This window comes from Staphylococcus agnetis (assembly GCF_002901865.1).
GTDB classification, from domain to species: domain Bacteria; phylum Bacillota; class Bacilli; order Staphylococcales; family Staphylococcaceae; genus Staphylococcus; species Staphylococcus agnetis.
In genome coordinates, this window is record NZ_PPQF01000042.1 from 28,586 (window position 1) to 49,583 (window position 20,998).

At 35.4% G+C, this 20,998-nt stretch carries 26 protein-coding genes and 1 riboswitch; of the genes, 9 read left to right on the top strand and 17 right to left on the bottom strand.

Annotated features, from left to right (window positions below):
* Positions 1 to 126 precede the first annotated feature (126 nt).
* The 6 genes from CD172_RS06995 (at position 127) to CD172_RS07020 (ending at position 4,946) form a co-directional block, all read left to right on the top strand.
* The gene (locus tag CD172_RS06995; protein WP_037566446.1) at positions 127 to 981 is read left to right on the top strand and encodes an undecaprenyl-diphosphate phosphatase; all 855 of its coding nucleotides are present in this window, start codon (positions 127 to 129) and stop codon (positions 979 to 981) included.
* Between the two features lie 406 nt (positions 982 to 1,387).
* On the top strand, positions 1,388 to 2,035 hold the full coding sequence (locus CD172_RS07000; RefSeq protein ID WP_103345908.1) for a CPBP family intramembrane glutamic endopeptidase: 648 nt from the start codon (positions 1,388 to 1,390) through the stop codon (positions 2,033 to 2,035).
* 31 nt (positions 2,036 to 2,066) lie between these two features.
* On the top strand, positions 2,067 to 2,423 hold the full coding sequence (locus CD172_RS07005) for a DoxX family protein (RefSeq protein WP_037566443.1): 357 nt from the start codon (positions 2,067 to 2,069) through the stop codon (positions 2,421 to 2,423).
* A 202-nt stretch (positions 2,424 to 2,625) separates the two neighbouring features.
* A complete protein-coding gene (locus CD172_RS12975; RefSeq protein WP_225906134.1) occupies positions 2,626 to 3,912 on the top strand; it encodes a hypothetical protein in 1,287 nt (428 codons plus the stop codon).
* Position 3,913: 1 nt separating this feature from the next.
* Complete coding sequence (locus tag CD172_RS07015; RefSeq protein WP_103345909.1) at positions 3,914 to 4,384, top strand: YaiI/YqxD family protein; 471 nt, start codon at positions 3,914 to 3,916, stop codon at positions 4,382 to 4,384.
* Positions 4,380 to 4,946: an LOG family protein gene (locus CD172_RS07020; RefSeq protein WP_165805649.1), complete on the top strand. Its 567-nt coding sequence runs from the start codon at positions 4,380 to 4,382 to the stop codon at positions 4,944 to 4,946. Before CD172_RS07015 ends, CD172_RS07020 begins: the two co-directional genes overlap by 5 nt.
* Positions 4,947 to 5,027: 81 nt before the next feature.
* On the opposite strand, the gene CD172_RS07025 is transcribed toward CD172_RS07020, so the two are convergent.
* The 4 genes from CD172_RS07025 to CD172_RS07040 all read right to left on the bottom strand — a co-directional run bounded on the left by CD172_RS07025 (position 5,028) and on the right by CD172_RS07040 (position 6,974).
* Positions 5,028 to 5,579 (bottom strand): GNAT family N-acetyltransferase, encoded by a 552-nt coding sequence (locus CD172_RS07025; RefSeq protein ID WP_103345911.1) that lies wholly within the window; start codon positions 5,577 to 5,579, stop codon positions 5,028 to 5,030.
* Positions 5,580 to 5,655: 76 nt separating this feature from the next.
* The gene (locus CD172_RS07030) at positions 5,656 to 5,955 is read right to left on the bottom strand and encodes a hypothetical protein (RefSeq protein WP_037566439.1); all 300 of its coding nucleotides are present in this window, start codon (positions 5,953 to 5,955) and stop codon (positions 5,656 to 5,658) included.
* A 99-nt stretch (positions 5,956 to 6,054) separates the two neighbouring features.
* On the bottom strand, positions 6,055 to 6,438 hold the full coding sequence (locus tag CD172_RS07035; protein WP_174167448.1) for an SA0632 family lipoprotein: 384 nt from the start codon (positions 6,436 to 6,438) through the stop codon (positions 6,055 to 6,057).
* 65 nt (positions 6,439 to 6,503) lie between these two features.
* Entirely contained in the window at positions 6,504 to 6,974 is a 471-nt protein-coding gene (locus tag CD172_RS07040) for a GNAT family N-acetyltransferase (protein ID WP_103345912.1), read from the bottom strand.
* An 89-nt stretch (positions 6,975 to 7,063) separates the two neighbouring features.
* On the opposite strand from CD172_RS07040, the gene CD172_RS07045 reads away from it, so the two are divergent.
* Positions 7,064 to 7,768: a DUF1129 family protein gene (locus CD172_RS07045; protein WP_037566437.1), complete on the top strand. Its 705-nt coding sequence runs from the start codon at positions 7,064 to 7,066 to the stop codon at positions 7,766 to 7,768.
* A 150-nt stretch (positions 7,769 to 7,918) separates the two neighbouring features.
* Here CD172_RS07045 and CD172_RS07050 read toward each other — a convergent pair whose 3' ends face one another.
* The 10 genes from CD172_RS07050 to CD172_RS07095 all read right to left on the bottom strand — a co-directional run bounded on the left by CD172_RS07050 (position 7,919) and on the right by CD172_RS07095 (position 15,645).
* Positions 7,919 to 8,410, bottom strand: a complete 492-nt coding sequence (locus tag CD172_RS07050) for a DUF456 domain-containing protein (RefSeq protein WP_103345913.1) — start codon at positions 8,408 to 8,410, stop codon at positions 7,919 to 7,921.
* 17 nt (positions 8,411 to 8,427) lie between these two features.
* Positions 8,428 to 9,630, bottom strand: a complete 1,203-nt coding sequence (locus CD172_RS07055; RefSeq protein ID WP_103345914.1) for a sugar efflux transporter — start codon at positions 9,628 to 9,630, stop codon at positions 8,428 to 8,430.
* Positions 9,631 to 9,643: 13 nt separating this feature from the next.
* A complete protein-coding gene (locus CD172_RS07060) occupies positions 9,644 to 10,513 on the bottom strand; it encodes a LysR family transcriptional regulator (RefSeq protein ID WP_060552406.1) in 870 nt (289 codons plus the stop codon).
* Positions 10,514 to 10,616: 103 nt separating this feature from the next.
* A complete protein-coding gene (locus CD172_RS07065) occupies positions 10,617 to 11,180 on the bottom strand; it encodes a ribonuclease FAU-1 family protein (RefSeq protein WP_060552405.1) in 564 nt (187 codons plus the stop codon).
* 301 nt (positions 11,181 to 11,481) lie between these two features.
* Entirely contained in the window at positions 11,482 to 12,195 is a 714-nt protein-coding gene (locus CD172_RS07070; RefSeq protein ID WP_103345915.1) for a YebC/PmpR family DNA-binding transcriptional regulator, read from the bottom strand.
* A 79-nt stretch (positions 12,196 to 12,274) separates the two neighbouring features.
* Positions 12,275 to 13,267: a ThiF family adenylyltransferase gene (locus tag CD172_RS07075; RefSeq protein ID WP_103345916.1), complete on the bottom strand. Its 993-nt coding sequence runs from the start codon at positions 13,265 to 13,267 to the stop codon at positions 12,275 to 12,277.
* The gene (locus tag CD172_RS07080) at positions 13,267 to 14,034 is read right to left on the bottom strand and encodes a thiazole synthase (RefSeq protein ID WP_103345917.1); all 768 of its coding nucleotides are present in this window, start codon (positions 14,032 to 14,034) and stop codon (positions 13,267 to 13,269) included. Before CD172_RS07080 ends, CD172_RS07075 begins: the two co-directional genes overlap by 1 nt.
* 1 nt (position 14,035) lies before the next feature.
* Positions 14,036 to 14,236, bottom strand: coding sequence for a sulfur carrier protein ThiS (thiS, locus tag CD172_RS07085; RefSeq protein WP_103345918.1), 201 nt, complete (start codon positions 14,234 to 14,236; stop codon positions 14,036 to 14,038).
* On the bottom strand, positions 14,233 to 14,817 hold the full coding sequence (locus CD172_RS07090) for a thiamine phosphate synthase (protein WP_103345919.1): 585 nt from the start codon (positions 14,815 to 14,817) through the stop codon (positions 14,233 to 14,235). Before CD172_RS07090 ends, thiS begins: the two co-directional genes overlap by 4 nt.
* A 63-nt stretch (positions 14,818 to 14,880) precedes the next feature.
* A riboswitch (TPP riboswitch) is annotated at positions 14,881 to 14,990 on the bottom strand.
* A 16-nt stretch (positions 14,991 to 15,006) separates the two neighbouring features.
* Positions 15,007 to 15,645, bottom strand: coding sequence for a Bax inhibitor-1/YccA family protein (locus CD172_RS07095; RefSeq protein WP_103345920.1), 639 nt, complete (start codon positions 15,643 to 15,645; stop codon positions 15,007 to 15,009).
* A 277-nt stretch (positions 15,646 to 15,922) separates the two neighbouring features.
* On the opposite strand from CD172_RS07095, the gene CD172_RS07100 reads away from it, so the two are divergent.
* Complete coding sequence (locus CD172_RS07100; RefSeq protein WP_060552400.1) at positions 15,923 to 16,744, top strand: CHAP domain-containing protein; 822 nt, start codon at positions 15,923 to 15,925, stop codon at positions 16,742 to 16,744.
* A 288-nt stretch (positions 16,745 to 17,032) separates the two neighbouring features.
* Here the strand turns inward: CD172_RS07100 and CD172_RS07105 are convergent, their stop codons facing one another.
* The 3 genes from CD172_RS07105 to CD172_RS07115 all read right to left on the bottom strand — a co-directional run bounded on the left by CD172_RS07105 (position 17,033) and on the right by CD172_RS07115 (position 20,355).
* On the bottom strand, positions 17,033 to 18,034 hold the full coding sequence (locus CD172_RS07105) for an inorganic phosphate transporter (RefSeq protein WP_060552399.1): 1,002 nt from the start codon (positions 18,032 to 18,034) through the stop codon (positions 17,033 to 17,035).
* A 14-nt stretch (positions 18,035 to 18,048) separates the two neighbouring features.
* Positions 18,049 to 18,666: a DUF47 domain-containing protein gene (locus tag CD172_RS07110; RefSeq protein WP_039646860.1), complete on the bottom strand. Its 618-nt coding sequence runs from the start codon at positions 18,664 to 18,666 to the stop codon at positions 18,049 to 18,051.
* 756 nt (positions 18,667 to 19,422) lie between these two features.
* The gene (locus CD172_RS07115; protein WP_103345921.1) at positions 19,423 to 20,355 is read right to left on the bottom strand and encodes an NAD(P)H-binding protein; all 933 of its coding nucleotides are present in this window, start codon (positions 20,353 to 20,355) and stop codon (positions 19,423 to 19,425) included.
* Between the two features lie 112 nt (positions 20,356 to 20,467).
* Here CD172_RS07115 and CD172_RS07120 point away from each other — a divergent pair, with 112 nt between their 5' ends.
* Positions 20,468 to 20,974 carry a GNAT family N-acetyltransferase gene (locus CD172_RS07120; protein WP_037566415.1) on the top strand — a complete coding sequence of 169 codons (507 nt, stop codon included), beginning with the start codon at positions 20,468 to 20,470 and terminating at the stop codon, positions 20,972 to 20,974.
* The last annotated feature ends 24 nt before the right edge of the window (positions 20,975 to 20,998 follow it).

Below are 20,998 nucleotides of genomic sequence, written 5' to 3' on the forward strand. Positions count from 1 at the left end.
TTTATTTACATGTGAGATGCTCATACTTTGGACTGATAGCATTTATTTATTAAGACATGCTTATTAAGATGTGCTATGATATGCTAAGTTATAAAGTAAAAATTAAACATAAAGAGGGTTAATGTTATGCTATTTTTTGAATTGCTTAAGGCATTAGTGCTTGGTATTGTAGAAGGATTAACGGAGTTCGCACCCGTTTCTTCAACAGGCCATATGATTTTAGTTGATGATATGTGGTTAAAATCTACGCAATTTTTAGGATCAGAATCGGCTTTTACTTTTAAAGTTGTGATTCAATTAGGTTCTGTTTTTGCTGCAGCGTGGGTATTTAGGCATAAATATTTTGAAATGCTTCATATTGGAAAATATGCACCTGAAGTTCAAGAAGGACGTCGCTCTAAACCTCGACGTTTAAAAATTACTCATATTTTAGTAGGTATGATTCCAGCAGGTATTTTAGGTGTATTATTTGATGATTTTATCGAAAAACATCTCTTTAGTGTGCCTACTGTATTAATTGGTCTATTTTTAGGTGCAATTTATATGATTATTGCAGATAAATATAGCCGCGGTGTACGCAACCCTAAAAATGTCGATGAAATAAATTATTTTCAAGCGTTTGTAATTGGTCTTTCTCAAGCTATTGCAATGTGGCCTGGATTTTCACGCTCGGGCTCTACCATTTCAACAGGTGTCTTAATGAAAATGGATCATAAATCCGCTTCAGATTTTACATTTATGATGGCTGTCCCTATTATGATGGCCGCTAGTGGCTTATCATTAATTAAAAACTTTAGCTATATTCATTTAACACATATTCCATTTTATATTCTTGGTTTTCTTGCAGCCTTTATTTTCGGTCTATTATCGATTAAATTATTCTTATCATTAATTAAACGTGTCAAATTATTGCCATTTGCGATTTATCGAATCGTGCTTGTAGTAGTCATCGCAGTTGTTTATTATGGCATCATTAAATAATATCGTATCTTTCAAAGGTGGCACATAATACACCAGTTAATTAAAAATATGCCAGCAAAATTCATTGATACATGAACTTTGTTGGCTTTTATTTATCTAAATAAATTGAGTCTTAGTGTCAAACAATATGATGAATTGTGATTGATCCTTAAGCCGAGTTTCTAAAGCATTAAGCCGATACCGAAAATTCATTTTGAGGTAAGGCGCCTAAAAAATCGAGGCGTTAGGGACAATCATCAATTGCAATGAATTCTGGACCAACCCCTTCTATATTTCTTCTCTCCACTACGCCAATATTAAAATCAACTTAATTCTAATCCCCTTATTATATTTAAGATTCATTTAATGTTTATTTTTATCTAAACCATTTAATATATCATTATAAATAAATTTGAAAGGTGAATGTATGACCCCTCTAAAGAAACGATTCGATGATGATATGGCCGTAACAAAGGCACCCTATATGCACGCATTTGGTAAAGGGTTATTGTTTGCAATACTGCTTAGTATTGCTTTTGAAGTAAGTAATGAAACCCCTACCCATGCAATATGGGCAGTGATTTCTTTTCTTTTAACTTGTATCATCCTTTTAATAATGCAACGTTGTGGCTTTTCATTTTTGTCATTTCGTGCATTAACATTAAGTGACTGGTTTTTAGTCATTGCTGGGCTGCTTCTAATGATAAGTTTAGATAACCTCTTTGACTACTTCATAGATGCTAGTAGCGTCAATGATGACAATATTTTCAATGATTTTAAAGACGTACCTACTTGGGCAGCAATATTAAGTATTGCAGTTATACCTGCAATTGCAGAAGAGATTGTGATGCGTGGTATAGTAATGCGGGTGTTTTTTAGAAATCATTTATTTATCGGTATGCTTGTTTCCAGCATCATTTTTGCGTGGTTACATGAAGCTGATTCTCTCATCGGCTATCTTCCATATTTTTATTCTGGCATTATTTTTGCGCTCGTTTATTTAAAAACGAAACGTATAGAAGCAGCAATACTCGTTCACTTCTTTAACAACTTACTGAGTTCACTATTTATTTAAATAAATCATATAACAAGAAAGGATGTTCATTATGAAATTAGGTATGTTATTAATACGCTGGATGCTTGCAACTTCTTTTTTAGTTCACGGCACATTAAAATTTGTTGACTTAGATGGCACTATTCACTTTTTGGGATCGCTTGGATTACCTCCTACGATTGCCGTATTAATGTCTATTGGTGAAGTCGTTGGCGGTGTGATGCTGATTGCAGGTATATTAACACCCTATGTCAATGTATTTTATATTAGTGTGATGTTAGGCTCTATTTTCACATTAAAGTTAGGACGCGGCTATGTGAGTGGTTTTGAATTTGAAATTATTCATATTGTGATGAACTTAGCGTGTATTTGTAGTTACAAATGGAATAAATGGATGCAATTCTATTAATTTGCACCTCCCTATAAGGGTGAGACACTATGGCGTCTCATTCTTTTTTTGTGTTTTAGGCCGTTTTTATATTCTGTTTTAAAGTAATCGTATAGCATCTCTCCCCCTGTGCGTTCACGCCTTATGAATTGTATTGTGCGTTTATATTCTAGTATCATAGGGTAAAAGGACTTAAGTATATTCTTAAATGGAGGCAACGTGCATGAATAAAACGATTAAAACGATTATTAACGTATTACCTATTTTTATCGTTCCATTAATAAATGAACGTCAAAAATTCAAAGAACATCCTGAAGTCAAAAAAGTGACGGATGTGACTGTGAATACTTCTAAAACTGTGGCTCATAAAACGACACATGCAGCACACCATGTAAAGTCGACTGCTGGACGTGTATCACACGCAGTTGTATCAAACACAGGTCAGCTTAAAGAAAACTTAGCTACGCAAAAGCGTCGTCGTGATTACAACAAAGCTATGAAAAAAGAAGCTGAAGCACAACGTTATCGAAGAAAAGAAAATGTGCGTGCACGTGGCGAAGAACTTGAAGTTGAGAACCGAAAAGAAATTAGTAAGTTTAATAAAAAACTTCAACAGCATATTGATAAGCGCCATAAAGAAGAAACTAAAGCGATTGAAAAACGCCAAAAGCATATGGTTAAAAACTTAGAAAAAATGCAGAAATATGAAGAAAAAGCAGGCCATGTTCCTGGCAATAATGACGCAAAAGATTTTGAGCTTGCATCTCCTGCTAACGAAAAAGCGTTTCAAGGAAATAAGGACCGCTCTAAAGTAATGGCAGATGGCGACAAATTAGAACAAAAAAATAAAGTACAAACGCGTAAAATGAATAAAAAGCTTCAAAAAAATATTGAAAAACGCCATAAAGAAGAAGAAAAACAAGCAAAAAAGAATCAAAAGTTACGTCAGAAACAACTCAAAAAAGCTCAAAAAAATGCACCAAAACCATCTGAACACGTTGTAGATACAGATACTTTAGGTGCTACAGCAAGTACAAAAGCGATGACAGCAGGCCAAGACCAAACAGGCACACCATCTAAAAAAGCGTTAAAACAAAAGAAGAAAGACGAGAAAAAACGTCAAAAACAAGCAAAAAAATTAGAAAAGAAAATACAAAAAAGTGCTCAAAACGTAGACCTAGCTGCTGAAGCTCCGTCTGAAGATAAGTTACCGCCACGCATTAAGTCAATGGCAGAAGTACAATCTTTTGAAGCCCAAACAGGGTTAGTGTCTAAAGATCAAACACCTCAATCATCAGCGCATCATAACACTAAAAATGATGCGAATCAAGGGCCTCAAGATGAGAAAACAAGTTTGAATACAAACGTTGACGAAAACTTGAATCACGCACCACTTTTCAAACAACAATATGCGCAAATGGAAAAACATGTGAAAGACAACGACCAACAACGTAAGGATGAAAAACTGAATAAAGTATCTGATGATGCTTTAAGTAAGTTAAAAAAGTAATATGCGTATACTCATTGATGGCGATGCTTGTCCTGTAGTAGATTCAATTATTGAACTTACTATAGGGACAGGCATTTTTGTATACATATTTCGTAGTTACGCGCATTATTCTAATCGAGATTACCCCTCTCATGTGCAACTTAAATATATTGATGGTGGTCGCGATGCGGTCGATTTTGCTATCATTAAATCGATGCAAGTACACGATCTTATCGTGACACAAGATTACGGACTCGCAAGTATCGCACTTCAAAAATCAAAATATGTCATGCATCATTTAGGATACTTTTACACTAATGACAATATCGATCAATTATTAACGCAACGATTTTATAGTCAACAGGAACGTCGTAAATCTCGAAGATATTCGAAGGGTCCTAAACCATTCTCCGAAGCACAACGTCATCATTTTGAAGTTGCACTTCAACGCATTATTCAATACGAATTAGAAAAGGAGCACAAATATGATTAAACGAATTGCAGTCTTTTGTGGTGCCAGTAAAGGCCATAACGATATTTATGTAAATGAAGCCTACCAACTTGGAAAATATTTAGCTGAACAACACATCGAACTTGTCTATGGCGCAGGATCTATCGGTATTATGGGTGCCGTTCAACAAGGTGTCCTCGATCACGGTGGAAAAGTAATTGGTATCATGCCTCACTTTTTAGATACTCGTGAAATTACTAGTCAAAATTTAACAGAACTCATCCTTGTTGATTCTATGCATGAACGCAAACAGAAAATATCTGAACTTGCTGATGCATTTATTCTTGCACCAGGTGGGGCAGGGTCATTAGAAGAATTTTTTGAAATTTATACATGGGCACAAATCGGTTTACATCAAAAACCAATCGGCATTTATAATACAAATCAATTCTACCAACCCCTCGTTTCTTTAATACAACATATGATAAAAGAAGGTTTTATAGACAGTAAATATCAACACCTTGCACACGTTCATAACGAACCTCAAGCTTTAATTGAACGTTTAAATAATTTTAAACCGATATCTACTAGAACGTATGATTAATGTACCTGAACTACTGTAAAATAATGCAGCATCGCCCTTCACATTCAAAAAGTGCCTAAAGGAAATCATCTACATCTTCCTTTAGGCACTTTGTTGTGGTGTCCATACATATCTTACGTTCTCTTTTAATTCATTGAATTGACTTAATTCAGGTTTATCAAAATAATCGACAAAAGTCATTCCAATTTTTTGCATCACACGGATAGAAGCTGTATTATTTTTTGCTGCAATCGCATAGATGGGTACTAAATCCATTTTTTCAACATACTTCAAAACAGCTTTAGCCCCTTCTTGCGCTAAACCATTATTCCATACTTCAGGTAGCAATCGCCAACCAATTTCATAAAACGGAAGTTCATCAAATGGATATGGGCTTTCTTTAGTAAGGTAATTTAAACCTATAAATCCAATCCATTGATGCGTTGCTTTTAGTTCAACTGCAAACAACCCAATACCATGTTTTTTCAATGTGCGTTGCATGGCTTCAAAATCGAGTTTAGAACGTTGATAGCTCAATAAACTTGTAAAATAACGCCTCACTTGTCGGTTCGCATTCATTTGTTGTAATGGTAATAAGTCTTCATCTTCCCAATCTCTTAAAATCAGGCGTTCCGTTTCGATATAGACAGACATTGAAATCCTCCTTTTTCAAATATAAAAAAGCGCTCAATAGCTACATTCGCTAAAGAACGCGTTTAACACCTAAAATCTATGCTCTTGAAATGTAACTAATGAGTTGAATTTTAACAGCTTTATCTTTAATACGCGCCATATCTTGACCTTTTGTCGTCGTAAAAATCGCATCTACAAAATCGTTTTTATGATTTAATCGATATGTAGCTGTATACGTTTCCCAGTCATGTTTAAAATTTGGTTTTAACGCAATATATCGATTAATATCTCCTGTAGAATCTACTAATGTGTAACCTGTTATATTTTCGATTTCACGGCCAAGTTCAACTAATGACATTTCACGACCTTCAATGAGATTAAATTCTTTTTCGTACATAGTTCAGTCCCTCTTTTCTCTACAATCATATATGTAATTTTTTACCCTAAACCATCTGAGACGAAACGCACCGCCCACTGTACAACTATTTAATATAACTTATTCTTTCGTGGAGGTTTTCTTATCATTTGAATCTTGAACTGTTTTTTCTTTGTCTTTTACTTTATCATGATGCGCATGTTCAGATGACTTTGATGCGTCTTCATTTGCTTGAGAAGATGGTTTGTCTTTGTGCTTTTCTTTGTCGTTAGTTTTATGCTTCTCTTTAGAAGATGATTCAGGTTTCTTAATATCTTCTTTTACTTGCTGAATTTGATCATCTAATTTTTTGCTTTGTTCTTTTAATTTTTTATTCTCATTCTCTAAACTTTTTTGTTCTTGTTCTAAGGATTTAATTTCATTTTGAAGTTTATCCTTCTCACTTTGCCCACAGCCTGATAAAAGGATGGCACTAGCTATCAATGCACCGAGTACTTTTTTCATTTATCTTCTCTCCATCACTGAATTACTGTGTTCTATTTTATCATGGTTCTATCGTATACGCATCTTTAGTCACTATCCAGTGGCTTATGCATGATGACTTTTTGCACACGATAGCCTAATTTTTCATTTAATGACTGCATCGCTGTATTGGTAGCTAAAACTGTCCCTATCATATGATGGGCTTTAAGTGTTCTAGCCCAATTTTCAACATATTGTTTAAGTTCCATTGCTATACCTTGTTGTCTATAGTCTGGATGGGTATATAAGGACTCAATCGTCACTGTTTTCGATGATTGATCATAATGAGCCCAAATATAGCTTACGACCAGTGTTTCTCTTAATACTACACGGATACACTCTTGTTCATATTGGAGACGACGCAATATCATTTCTTCGTATAATGCACACATCATCGTAGTCACGCCTTTTTGAACTGTCGGGTCCCCTTGCAACATTTGCACATGTTTATGAGCGATGTCTTGAATGCACGCCACATCAGCGTGGGTTATGTTTTTGATTACAGTCTCCTTTCTCATAATAACCTCACCTTAATTCATTTGTATTTTGCACGTAGTCATACTATAATCAATTTAAATTATGCCATAATTTCAAGGAGGTGTGTATGATGAAGTCTGTAGAACAACTCACGCGAGACAACAATGTTAAATCATTACGTTTAAATAATACCGATCGCCAAATTTTTGAAAGTTACATGACTTATGTTCGAGCTGATATGCGCGTGAATGCATATGAATCAGAAAAAGTGTTACAACACATTTTGGATCATCTTTTGAAAGCAGAAGATAAAGGGACGCATGCTATGGATTTCTTTAATCATGACCCTAAAAAACATGCCATACACACCATTAAAACATTACCGAATCATACTATTGTCAATATTTTTAGAACCATTCTTAAGCATTTAATATTATTACTTGGTGTTTTTTGTTTCTTAAAAGGTTTTATTGGTTTTTTCATTAATGATACACGTCTTTATTTATATACATTTCCCATCACATTTGTCATAGGGGTCTTTGTATTGTTTTTATTTATATGGGCGTGCTATAAAATGGTACAACTTCAAGCGTTTAGTTATTCTAGGTTCTCATGGTTTTTTGGTTATATCGTTATTATTGCGTTATTCATCATTTTATTTTTACTGTTTTTCTTTCCTCAAAACTTTTTACAATGGGGACCGTACATTAATATTGGCAATTGGACATTTATATTAATTTCTTTTGTAGTCATACCAATCGGATTATATATTAATGACCGTCAAGATAAAAAGAATAAAACAGAGACGGCATCTTGGCGTTATAAAGGGACTTAATTCTTCCTTTTTTTCTAAACATATTCAATATAAAAATAGCCTTCAAAATTCATGTTTCGATGAACTTTGAAGGCTATTTAACTTTAACTGTTCTACAGCACATATCATGATGTGCCCTGAATCTGCTATTATTTATCATATTGATGCGTCTTACGTATTGATGAATAACGCATCAATGAAAAACCATAGAATCATTATCAACATCACAATTCCTTGCATGAATGCACTTGAAAAAAATGCGACTAGGGAGCCAAAACTCGCTTTTAGCGCCTTATCAACCGCTCGTTGTTCCATCATTTCAATTACAAATACTAAGATAAATGGCACAATTAAAATTCCAAAAGGAGGTAACACAAAAGAGCCAACGATGACACCTATTAAAGCAGCCCACTCTCCTTTTTTACTACCTCCGAAACGATTGACAAAATAACGATTCATTAATAAGTCAGAAATAAAAATAAATAAAGTTAGGCCCACCATTGCACTCCAAAAAACCCATGATAGTGTGTGTTGGTGAATGCCAAACTGATAAATTAAAAACCCGATCCACAAAAAGAGGACACCTGGAATAATCGGCTTGATTATACTGAATAATGCAACTGCAAAACATATTACAATCAATAACCAAAATAGTATTGTCATTGCTACATCATCCCTTTCTATTGTGCGTGTGGTTGGACATTCGTTTTTGTTAATAATATTAATAGAAAACCAAGTGCAAGTGACAATGCTGAAACATAAAATACATTGCCAAGTCCAACCCACTGACTCATCGCACCGCCTAATAAATTACCTAATAGTTGTCCTACTACCATTGCATTTGCAAATAAAGTAGACGCATAACCTGGAAATTGCGGTAAAATATCCTGGAAATAGCTGATCCCAATTCCTAACAACACAGCTAAAAAAGCTGCTAAAAAGACTTGCCCTACTAACATCATCGTAACGCTGTTGAAAATACCAATACTTCCAAAAAAGAGCGTACCGCATACTGCGGCAATTGCAAGCAATGTTCTCGTTTCAATTTTGCTTGCTACCATTCCTAAAATAATCATAAAAGGCACTTCAAGACCTGCACATAAACTGGCTAAATGACCTACATACTTTTCATCTTCATGAAGATATTGTGTCACAAATAAAGGCATATTTAATGTATACATCCATTGGCCAATATGCAGCAAGATAAACGCTAAAAACGGAATAATTAAATATGTGTGTTTTAACATTGAAGGCGCATTTTGTTCTAATGTGTGACTACCTCGAATAGGTTGTTTCACTTTCGTCTCTTTGAAGAAAAAGATTTGTAAAATTAATGTTAGTACGATAATTGCTACCGTACCTCCAAACAATCCATCATATCCCCAGGATTGATTTAAAAGATTTCCTACTAAAGGACCGAATAAAAATCCGAATGAAAACATCGACCTTAACACTGAATTTGCAAATACTGCACGACTACTAGATGTGGATTGATTAATAGATTCTCTTGCCGAGGCATAAAGTTGTGGCATAGCTGGTGCAAATAACCCTTGAAAAATAGCATATAAAATGATGAATAATAAAATATTATCTACAAAAAATGGCAATGCAAAACTCATTGCTCCCATGAATAATGCACAAATGATAATGACTTTTCTATTGATCGCATGTGTGTCAGAGAAACGTGCCACTATGGTATTCATTGAAAATTGACAAATCGCTGCAAGTGCGAGCAATAAGCCAAATTGGTTCGTGGTCATCCCAAGTTTATTTGTTGCGAATAATACAAAAAAGGGTACCGTTACGGCGATTCCCATTCCAATTAACATCATATTCGCAACAAAAAGTTTATAGTTTTTGATTTGAAGTAATTCTCGAAACATGTGCGCCTCCTTTTTAAATTGTTGATGACGCTGCTACTTGATCTTTTAAAATATTGATGAATGAACTCACTTGAGGCAGTTGTAACATACTGACATCATAGCTTAAATACGTAGAGCGAATGAGCGACTCTTCTTCTATATCCACTTTCACAAGTTCAAACTCATTTTCGTCTAAGTCTTTAACCATAATTTCTGGTAAAATCGTTACCCCTACGCCGCTTAATAATAACGCTTTACATGTCGCCACTTGGTCTACTTTAATACGCGCATGATAATCTTGAGACATGTGATGGTGATACCACGTTTTAATTTGATTGATGTACACGGGATCTGCTTGGAATTCAATAAAAGGTAATTTTTGAAGTTCAGATGCTTTACTTTTAGGATAAATAAAATAATGTTGATCATCCATTAAATGGTCATTATGAAGATTGAGTAGCTGATTTCCTCTCACAATCATAATATGGTAATCGTTATGGTGTGCTTTAATGTGCTCACTTGACCCTACTTGAAGTTGGATTTCAACATTCGGGAATTCGTTCGTATAACGTGACAACACTTCGGGTAATACCGTCTGACCCACTAATGAGGAACACCCAATAGATAACGTACCACTCACTGAGCCGATATGCGCTTTAATTTTATCTTGAAAAAGACGTTCCCGTTTTAGCATCGTTTTAGCATGCTCTATAACCATAGCGCCTTCGATTGTAGTAATCAGCTGTTTTTTGGTACGAATAAATATTTCAACACCAAAGTGACGCTCAATGGATTTGAGACGTTGTGTCACCGCAGGCTGTGAAATATATAAGCGCTCTGCAGCTTTTCTTAACGTGCGCGTTTCATCTAAAGTAATCAATAATCGATAATCATCAATTTTCATATTCACCCTCCTGTAAAAATAAAAAGAAACACTAGACATCACATGTCCAGTGTGCAGAAATATCCTCACAACTTCATGTCTAATTACGATGTTGCTGTGACGTTTATAGCTGCGTACTTCTTTCTGTTTTATGGTATTTATGATTGATTTTTTTATAACAATACATTGCTTTATCATGAATACTCTCGAAATCTTCATCGATTTGAATCATCAATTGATGTGCAATTACGTAGGCTTCGTGGTATTGTTTTCTGGTAATTTGCTTTGATTTTAATGCGCGTTCCAAATCATCTTGATCTACGAGTTCGTATTTTCCATCAGGTAATACAAGTACATCCAAACATAAATCTACTGTACGCGCTTTACCCTTTTGCGTAATATTTTTTAAATTAATGTCAAAGTAATATTGTAAAGGCTCCCCTTTATCGTTAAACATAACGGTCATACTATAACGTTTCTTTTCCGGCAAAATTTGTAGCCACTGAAAATGATCATTTGCCACAATCATTCGTTTACCAACAACGGTCACCTCCAAAGGCTCTTTCACCTTGTTCATCGTTATCAAACCGATAATTCCTTTAAACTTATTGTTATTTACTTTGACTTCGATATAATCCCGATCTATGAGGCGACGCCAGTGACGTTTATCAATATACTTTACTTTCACAGTCACCAACTCCCTTTTGTTCATTATATATAAACTTTTATATGATGTCACTAAAGAAAGACAAGATGGAGACAGTTCTATATGAAAATAGTATTTATGTTAATTGCAACGAAAGTCTTTTTTCAAATTTAAAGTTTGTTTAAAATAATCCTCACCTCTACTCATCTCACTCATATAATTAAGGGATGATGACACTTACAAACGTCAAGGGTCTTAATGGTATCGTATGCATCTTAAATTTATGTTTTCATTATAAAAACAGAGGTGAAACATCGCGTTCCACCTCCTAATACACTTACTTTTATAATTCGACGTTATGGAAAACATGTTGGACGTCTTCCAAATCTTCTAAAACATCTATAAGCTTTTCAAACGTTTCTTGGTCCTCTGCAGAAAGTTGTACTTCTGTTTGAGGCAACATTTCGAATTCAGCCACTTCGAATGCTTCTACACCCATTTCTTTTAACGCTTGTTGTACAATGCTAAATTGATCCGGCTCAGCATAAACAATCGTTAAGCCTCCTTCTTCAATCACATCACGCACATCTACATCTGCTTCCATTAAATTTTCTAAAACAGTATCTGCATCAAATCCTTCAAAGGCAAACGTTGCTGTATGGTCGAACATGTAGGCTACAGATCCTGATACACCCATATTGCCACCATTTTTACCGAATGCTGCACGCACGTCTGATGCTGTACGATTTACATTATTTGTTAACGCATCAACAATGACCATAGATCCGCTTGGTCCAAATCCTTCGTAACGTAACGCATCAAAGTTTTCATCGCCACCACCTTTAGCTTTATCAATGGCACGATCTATAATATGGTTGGGTACTGAATACGTTTTTGCACGCTCAAGCACAAGTTTTAAAGCTTGGTTTGATTCAGGATCTGGTTCACCAGATTTCGCTGCAACGTAGATTTCCTTACCAAACTTTGCATAAATACGGCTTGTATTTTTATCTTTTTGTGCCTTTTTTTCTTTAATGTTGTTCCATTTACGTCCCATATTTCCATCTCACTTTCAGTTGCTAATGAATACTTTTTATTATACCGCTTTTATTTTAATATTATCAACTCACGTTATATTAAGATGAAAAGAAAATGTGACGCGTTACGTCATCCACATATTTGGTGTGACTGCTTCCATAGATTAATAAACGACCATCTTGGAAAAACGTCATTGTATAGTGTTTATATTTCAAACGTTTAACATAGGCGTTTTGGTGAAGTATCAAGACTTCTTGTGCAAGTGGTCGCTGAAAATCTTGGGGTGTCAAGCGGATTTGAATAACACCTCCACAAAAAGTCTCAGTATGTTGCTGCTTATATGTCAGTCTTTGGTAATGATGTTTTTGACAGACATCGCAAGCCGCTTCTTTTAATTCAGTGATTTCTATTGATTTAAATGTGTTTTTATAAATATCGAAAGCTTTCATTTCAAATGAAAATTGTCCGTGCATCACATAGTGAAATACTTCTGCAACGACGAGACTACTCGCAATATGAACAGCAGGGGGTAAAACACCATACTGCGCACAACTTTCCATTGTCTCGGGTACATCCGGCATGAGACAGTTCAAACATGGCCCATCCTTACCTATTGGAAAAACACTAACTTGACTTCCTACGACTGCACTATAAATATACGGGATATCTAACTTATGACACACCTCGTTAAGCAAATATCTTGGCTCATATCGATCTAGTCCATCTAAAATTAAATCAGGTTGATATTGAAGGAAAAGTGTTTCTGCATTATTTGACGTTAACTCTTTATTTAACGCGTTGATTTCAACATGACTGTTCATCGCATTAAGCCGCTCTTTTAACGCATACACTTTTGGGCGCAGCTGATTGGCGTCTATTTCTAAGTAACCACTTTGCCGATGTAAATTCGACATACTCACAATATCTTTATCTAATATCGTTAACTTTCCTACGCCACTTCTCACAAGTTGTTCAGCGATACCGCTCCCCAGTGCACCTACGCCTACAATAAATGCATGCAATTGCGCTAGTTTTTGTTGGCCTTGTTGTCCAAATGCGTGGAATTTTTCTTGTCTATCATAGCGTGACATTAAAGAAATCCAAGTCCTTCTGATGGACTAGATTGGACGGCATTATACCGAACCGGAATGCGACCCGCTTCATAACTGAGACGTCCCGCTTCAATCCCTTTTTTCATTGCACGCGCCATTTTCACCGGATCTTTAGCACCAGAAATTGCCGAGTTTAATAGTATTGCATCCGCGCCTAACTCCATAGCTTCCGCACAATCTTTTGCAGAGCCTATACCAGCATCAACAATAACTGGAATCTTACTATTTTCAATGATAAAACGTAAATTTAAAGGGTTGCTCAATCCTCTCCCCGTTCCAATCGGGGATGCTAACGGCATGACCGCATGGACGCCTAATTCCTCTAATCGACGAGCTAAGACGACATCATCTGAAATATAAGGACATACGATATAACCTTTTTCTAGCAATTGTTCACACGCGCGATACGTCTCAAAAGGATCTGGTAGTAGTGTATGATCATCGCCAATCACTTCTACTTTAATCATGTCACACACGCTAGCTTCATGAGCAATTTCCGCAATGCGCACAGCTTCTTCAGCTGTTTTAGCACCCGCAGTATTAGGGAAAGTAATAAACTTTTCTAAATTCACATCCGCTAATGGACTGGGCAATGCCTTGTCATATAAATTCATACGGCGTACTGCAAAAGTTAAAACATTTGTTTCTGATGCTTCAATAGCTTGTTTTTGAATATCTGCACTTTCAAACTTTCCTGTTCCTAAAAATAACCTTGAATCAAATGAAAAATGTGCAATCTGAAACATATTATCCGCCTCCTACAAATTCTAAAATTTCAATTCGATCACATTCTGATAACGTATATTGTGGCCATACCGACCTTTTTACAACGTGACCATTTATTTCAATTGCCATACGTTTGCTTTCAATATCAAAACATTGAAGCATTTGTGTAATTGTCGTACCTTTTTTGAAATCATGTGTATCTCCATTGACCTTTACTTTCATAACTGTCCCCCTCCTTTCATCCATATAGACCTAACTTGCTTAACGTGAGACACTTTTTGATTAAAAGCCCCGCGAATCATCGCGATGCCTATAAATTGATGTGAAACGTTGGCAATAGTAGTTGCATTTATTCCTCCTACAGCCACTAGAGGTAATGATTGCGCTAATACGTGTCGAACCTCAGCTTTCGTTCTTGGCCTTAGACCATGTTTAGATTCGGTTTGAAACAGATGCCCATACAATCCCCATATTGCCCCTTTATCTAACGCATAACGTATCGCTTTAGGTGAATGCACAGACATACTCACTTGCCATGCTTTAGTGTTAAAATGTGCAGGAATGTCGTACTCACGAAAATGAATGCGCTTAATATCGAATTCCTGCGCCAAAGCTACACGTGTGTGAATAATGAGTTTGTGTTTTGGGAATCCTTGATTAAGTAGCATCTGTATCCATAATTTGAGTGCAGGATCTGACATCGGAGTGCGCAGAATGACACCATCAATGAACGAAGCTCTATGTAGTAAACATTGTTGATGTTGTTCATTTAATATTTCAAAAGGCGTAATTACGATGAGCATCACGTCACCTCCTCAAAAAAAAAAATACTACTTTTCTAAACATAGAAAAGTAGCATGCAAATCAAAAAACGTATGCCACTTTCCTACGCCAGCATTATCTGGATCAGGTCAAGGAATTTTAAAATCACTATTTTAATCTCAGCCGTTAATTGACGGCACTTCCAGTGGTAACTTTAACTATTCAATTTTTTATCGACGCGCGTATCGTGCCAGGTTCAGCACATAGCGAATGATTCTAAACAGATTTAAGAATAAATTGAACCCCATCTCACGAGGAGAATAAGCGCCTCTTTTCATTCTATTAAAATCATACAACGTATAAAGTAAAAAAAGCAACAGCCCAACTAATGAAATGAGCGTATGATAAATCGGATTGTGAATGAACCAACCTACTAAACTTGCGACAATTAACGCAATCAACACTACAAATAAGTACTTCCCTAAATTCGACGCGTCTTTAATTAAAAAGAACCCTATACAACCAAAGATGACAAATCCAACAATGGCTAATAATACATTTTTGAAAAATATACTCGGGCCAAGATCTTGTAGTGCAACTGTAAACGTGGCATAAGATAATAACCCTGATACGATGGTATAAATGTGTGACATGATTGGACCACTAAAACGTGCACGCTGTACAATCATTGTAAGCAGAATGAGTATTAACAACGTAATGGAAAGTGGTTGTCGCCACGCTAAAGGTAAGAACTGTCCAACATACGTTGATATACCAAAAATCAACCAATAATACATAAAAAATAGCCAAACTTTACCATATTGTAACGGATGTGGTTTTATATTTGATTGACGTGTGGGTGATGACATATGCTTACCTCCTATCCAATCCATCAGAATATGTATATGCTAAAACAGTTAATGAATTATTACAACCATTTTAATATTTAACGAACTTAAAAATAGGGTATAGGTCTAAAGTCTTATATTTCAACTTATTCAAAGCTTTTTTAAAAAGCACTATGTTTATCACAATATTACACCTTTGTAACAACGCACAAAATGTCTTTAAATTTTGATACCATGAAGTGGAATCTAATACTTAAAGTCATTCATTAAAAAATTATGGATATAAGGGGGCAATACTTTGAAAAAGTTCGCATTCGCACTTACATTTACTTCAGGAGCTGCAGCGCTACTTGTACACCAAGATGCTGAAGCTTCAACACAACATACGGTACAGTCAGGCGAGTCTATTTGGTCTATCGCACAACAATACGGGGTATCTGTAGATCAATTAACACAAGACAATAATTTATCTAACCATATTATATTCCCTGGTCAAGTGCTTACAATTGGTTCAGCTAACAATAACCAAACTGGAAACAACACACCAAATGTATCTCAAGGTAATACACATACCGTGCGCGCAGGTGAATCATTGGACTTAATCGCAGCGCAATATGGTGTAACAGCGCAAGATATTATGAATGCTAACCAATTAAATGGTTACCTTATTTTCCCTAATCAAACATTAACAATTCCTGGCGGTTCAGGTGGCAATGCTACAACAACTTCAGGGTCACCTACAGGCACTACGCAAACATCTAATGGCGGTTATACGTCACCAACATTCAACCATCAAAACCTTTATGATTGGGGTCAATGTACTTGGCATGTATTTAATAAACGTGCTGAAGCAGGCCAACCTATTAGTACATATTGGTGGAATGCAGATCATTGGGCTGCGAATGCTGCGGCTGACGGTTATGTGGTAGATCATAACCCGACTGTTGGGTCAATTATGCAAAACTACGAAGGCCCAGTTGGTCATGTCGCATATGTTGAACGTGTGAATCCTGATGGCAGCATTTTAATTTCTGAAACAAACTATAATACACCACCAGGTACACCAGATTATCGTACAATTCCAGCTTCAATTGCATCATCTTATAATTACATTCATTAAAACGAATCGATTGAACACTATATAAAAATAGGCCACCAAAGCTCATGTATAAATGAATTTTGGTGGCTTATTTTTAATTAACAGGTGTACTATGTTTCATCCCCATTTTTCAGGATTAGCGGAGCACTTATTTACCGTCCCTTTATTGAATAGTATTTATATGCGATGAGGTATGCCCTATTACACATAGAAAAAAATCGCCTTCGAAGTTCATTTAAACATGAGCATTCGAAGGCGATTTGAAGTACCATTACATGATTTTTATATTAAAGGTAATCCAGTCTATTATTATATAAAGAGGTTCAAAATGAAATAGAAAATAGCTGCAATGATTGCAGTGATTGGTAATGTAATTACCCATGTCACAATCATACGTTTTGCTGTATTCCAATGAACACCTTTAATTCTATTAGCTGAGCCTACACCTAAAATAGATGAGGATACAACGTGTGTCGTTGAGAGTGGAAAGTGAAGATAAGACGCTGTGAAAATTGTCAATGCAGAAGAAAGGTCTGCAGCTGCGCCATTGGCAGGACGAATTTTCATAATGTTTCCACCGACTGTTTTAATAATACGCCAACCACCAACTGCGGTTCCGAGCCCCATTGCTGCAGCACATGAAATTTTAACCCATAATGCAGGCTCTACGTCTGATTGAAGATTGGCTACGATCAATGCCATCGTAATAATCCCCATTGACTTTTGAGCATCATTTGTACCGTGAGAAAAAGATTGCAACGCTGCTGTAAAAATTTGGAAAAATCGGAAGTTTTGATTCGTTCGTGCAAGATTCGCATTTTTAAATACTTTTTTTACAATTGAATAAATCGTAAACCCGACGATAAAAGCGATGACTGGTGAAAGTAATAATACTAAAACGATTTTCGTAAACCCTTGAAAGTGTAAAATACTAAATGAACCTGCTGAAGCAACCGCTGATCCAGCAATCGCCCCAATAAGCGCGTGTGATGATGAACTAGGAATTCCAAAATACCATGTCACCAAGTTCCATACAATGGCTGCTAAAATCGCTGCTAACACAACAACCAAACCATTGTGAATCGTAAATGGATCAACAATGTCTTTTGTTATTGTTGTTGCTACACCTGTAAAAGTTAAGGCACCAATAAAATTCATAATGGCCGCTAATAAAATCGCATGTCTAGGTGTTAATGCACGCGTAGAAACAGCAGTGGCTACAGCATTGGCTGTGTCATGAAACCCGTTAATAAAATCAAACACTAATGAAAATATAACAATAGCCACCGTTATCAGCACTAATAATTCCATAAGATAGATACTCCTTAGCTATTTTTCATGATTATTGTTTCAAAATTGTTCGCTACTGTCTGACAACGGTCAGCAATATTTTCTAAACTTTCATAGATGTCTTTAATTTTAATTAAAGTGACAGGATCTGTTTCACTGTTAAAGATATGTTTAATGGATTGGCGTAATATGCCATCACAGTTTGTTTCAAATTCTTTAATATTAATAGAATGTACACGCATGTGAGATAGCTTTTTCTCTGACATTAAACCAATTGCTAATTTCATTTCTCCTATGGCTTTTTGGATGTTTTCAACAAATTCGGCCATAAACTCATCTGTGTATTCAATGGAATACATTTCAAACATTGCAGATGTTTCCTCCATTGCATCTAATACATCGTCAATCGCATTACATAAAGACATAATATCTTCACGCTCAATTGGTGTAATAAACGTTTGATTTAAATCTGTAATCACTTGATGCATTAAATCGTCACCATGAGATTCATACGTTTTGATGTTATCTGCATATGTACGTAGATCTAAATGAGTATTGAAATCCATTTTACCGAATTCTACAGCAGCACGATCAAGGTTATAAATCATATCCTCTAAGCGCTCCATAAACTTATCCTTCTTTTTTCTAATCATTTGAAATCCTCCGTTCAACTGTCGTCCTATCCCATTTGTAAACTCATTGTTTATTTAATTATAAATCAATGTTAAATCTTTGTTAACTTATTTAGTGAAAAGTACGCAATTCTGTTATTACTATAGAAACAAGAATTGAAACGATACGTTTTCACTAAAATTTCATAATCCTATTTGAAAATAGCATAAATTTTACATATCTACAATTAAATTTACAAAACCTTAACATTTCTAATTTATTATCGCCTTAAATACGTCATATGCCTACCATTTGGGATAAACTTTCGTAAAATTTTCACATTAAATACACTTGAGTTGCTACGTGAAGCCTTTTAATTGAAGACCATCTATACCAATTACAAAATTTTCATAATTGAACATCAATTAATCATTTAAAGTTATAATCAATTATAGAGTCGATAATAAAAAGTTATCATATGTTCATAACTGTTTGTTATATTGGCAAGCAATTCTTAATCATTTGTCTTTATCATGATGTAAACAACGCGCTGATGCACTAAAAAAAGCCTTTGACAATTCGTAACAAATTTCAAAGGCAATCATAAAGTTTAAGCCACCATCACAAGCACCTCTTTATCTCACACATGTTTTGATAACGTGTGAAATCATAATCACTTAGTGATAGTAAGATCAGTTATACATGGGTGTTTATTACATCACAACAACTCATTGTATCAATTAAAATTAATATGAGTGATTTAAAGTAAGACAAATACCGACCGAATTCATTGATATTTACGACTTTTCATCATTTTTGGTGTAACTCATAAACTCTCCATTTATTTGTTTATGTTGAAGTGTTTGGATACGACATTTCGTATCAAAGCCACGAATAAGCATTTGGTAAAACGGCACTTGAATCATATATGCAATCGGCCAAATTGCTCGTGGAATATAGTCGAATAAATGTACAATAATCCAATTAAATTGAGGAATGTATCTAAATTCAACACATGCGCGTTTCCCTTCTTTTGTATATGAAATTGAACTCTCTTTCGCCACGAGTCGATAGTAGTGCTCATCAATGCGTTCTAGCTCAAATTCAAACAAAAGTTTGTTGTTTTTCTTCTTATAAAACTTGAAACAATCCCCTTCTCTAACGATCTTAACGCGTGTTCCGGTAGTTTGAGAAAGCCAACGGGACATTTCGTCAATAAATGTTTCCATTTCCCAATGTGGTGGCTTAGGTATATGATGCGCAATCCGTATGTCATCATATTTAGCGGCTTGAAATTCTACTGATATGTGTGGTCTATTGATACGTTTACTCGTCGCTCGAACATGAACACCATGTGTTTGAAGTTGCGTCACCGTTTCCTGGTCAAATTTACTTCCTCGCACATACATGATTTCTTGTACATCACAGGCTTTTGCTGCTCTTCCAAAATTATCAGCCGCAATGATATTGAGCTCTTTCGCAAGTGCACGTGTCATTTTCGCCGAATGTTTCGTTGGATCAATAAAAAATACCGCTATATCGATGCCTTCCATTGCTTTTTTCACATCGTAGTAATTATAAATATCCCCTTTTATCCACGTCACGTGAGGATGTGCGTGCTTTTTAGGATATTTAGACATAGTATAAATATCAAATTCGGGTGTTAAAGATTCAATTAAGGATTTACCGATTGTCCCCGTTCCACCTGCTAATAATATTTTGAGTCGCATAATGATGCCCCTTTCTAATAACTTCCTATACATGGTAAAGTGCGATACAATAAATGATGGTATCTTATTCCCCTTTTAAGGGACGTTAATTTATAAAAATGGAGTTGAAAGCATGTCTTTAAACATTAGAGAAATAAGTATTAACGACGTAGAAGCTTTTACCACTTTAATGCAAAAGGTTTATGATGAGTCAGAATACATGCTTTATGCACCTGGCGAGTACGTACCTTCATTAGAATATGCCATTTCTAATCTTGAAGAAGTCATTACATCTCCTCACTTAGCTATTTTAGTAGCTGAAAAAAGCGACATGCTGGTAGGTTACATTACCATTGTTTCAAAGAAACTCCATCGAATTGAACATAAAGCAAGAATAGCAATGGGTGTCTTAAATCAAGAGCAGGGATTCGGTATCGGCCAAGCACTTTTAGATGCATGTAAAAATTGGTGTCGTGATCATCAAATGACCCGTATTGAGTTAACCGTTGTAACCGATAATACGAGTGCATATCGTTTATACAAACGCGCAGGCTTTAAAGTGGAAGGCGAAATGCAACATACCCTTAAGATTGACGACCAATATTTCAATGAATATATGATGGCATACATCGTTCATTAAATCGTCTTTATTCTATCATTGGAC

Coding starts and splice junctions, on each gene's coding strand:
- CD172_RS07015 (WP_103345909.1), top strand. CDS start 3,914: ATGCGTATACTCATTGATGGCGATGCTTGTCCTGTAGTAGATTCAATT.
- CD172_RS07040 (WP_103345912.1), bottom strand. CDS start 6,974: ATGAGAAAGGAGACTGTAATCAAAAACATAACCCACGCTGATGTGGCG.
- CD172_RS07105 (WP_060552399.1), bottom strand. CDS start 18,034: ATGGAATTATTAGTGCTGATAACGGTGGCTATTGTTATATTTTCATTA.
- CD172_RS07000 (WP_103345908.1), top strand. CDS start 1,388: ATGACCCCTCTAAAGAAACGATTCGATGATGATATGGCCGTAACAAAG.
- CD172_RS07075 (WP_103345916.1), bottom strand. CDS start 13,267: ATGTCACGCTATGATAGACAAGAAAAATTCCACGCATTTGGACAACAA.
- CD172_RS07005 (WP_037566443.1), top strand. CDS start 2,067: ATGAAATTAGGTATGTTATTAATACGCTGGATGCTTGCAACTTCTTTT.
- CD172_RS07030 (WP_037566439.1), bottom strand. CDS start 5,955: ATGTACGAAAAAGAATTTAATCTCATTGAAGGTCGTGAAATGTCATTA.
- CD172_RS07070 (WP_103345915.1), bottom strand. CDS start 12,195: ATGGGACGTAAATGGAACAACATTAAAGAAAAAAAGGCACAAAAAGAT.
- CD172_RS07060 (WP_060552406.1), bottom strand. CDS start 10,513: ATGAAAATTGATGATTATCGATTATTGATTACTTTAGATGAAACGCGC.
- CD172_RS07090 (WP_103345919.1), bottom strand. CDS start 14,817: ATGCTCATCGTAATTACGCCTTTTGAAATATTAAATGAACAACATCAA.
- thiS (WP_103345918.1), bottom strand. CDS start 14,236: ATGAAAGTAAAGGTCAATGGAGATACACATGATTTCAAAAAAGGTACG.
- CD172_RS06995 (WP_037566446.1), top strand. CDS start 127: ATGCTATTTTTTGAATTGCTTAAGGCATTAGTGCTTGGTATTGTAGAA.
- CD172_RS12975 (WP_225906134.1), top strand. CDS start 2,626: ATGAATAAAACGATTAAAACGATTATTAACGTATTACCTATTTTTATC.
- CD172_RS07035 (WP_174167448.1), bottom strand. CDS start 6,438: ATGAAAAAAGTACTCGGTGCATTGATAGCTAGTGCCATCCTTTTATCA.
- CD172_RS07095 (WP_103345920.1), bottom strand. CDS start 15,645: ATGTCATCACCCACACGTCAATCAAATATAAAACCACATCCGTTACAA.
- CD172_RS07120 (WP_037566415.1), top strand. CDS start 20,468: ATGTCTTTAAACATTAGAGAAATAAGTATTAACGACGTAGAAGCTTTT.
- CD172_RS07050 (WP_103345913.1), bottom strand. CDS start 8,410: ATGACAATACTATTTTGGTTATTGATTGTAATATGTTTTGCAGTTGCA.
- CD172_RS07080 (WP_103345917.1), bottom strand. CDS start 14,034: ATGTTTCAGATTGCACATTTTTCATTTGATTCAAGGTTATTTTTAGGA.
- CD172_RS07110 (WP_039646860.1), bottom strand. CDS start 18,666: ATGATTAGAAAAAAGAAGGATAAGTTTATGGAGCGCTTAGAGGATATG.
- CD172_RS07115 (WP_103345921.1), bottom strand. CDS start 20,355: ATGCGACTCAAAATATTATTAGCAGGTGGAACGGGGACAATCGGTAAA.
- CD172_RS07045 (WP_037566437.1), top strand. CDS start 7,064: ATGAAGTCTGTAGAACAACTCACGCGAGACAACAATGTTAAATCATTA.
- CD172_RS07025 (WP_103345911.1), bottom strand. CDS start 5,579: ATGTCTGTCTATATCGAAACGGAACGCCTGATTTTAAGAGATTGGGAA.
- CD172_RS07055 (WP_103345914.1), bottom strand. CDS start 9,630: ATGTTTCGAGAATTACTTCAAATCAAAAACTATAAACTTTTTGTTGCG.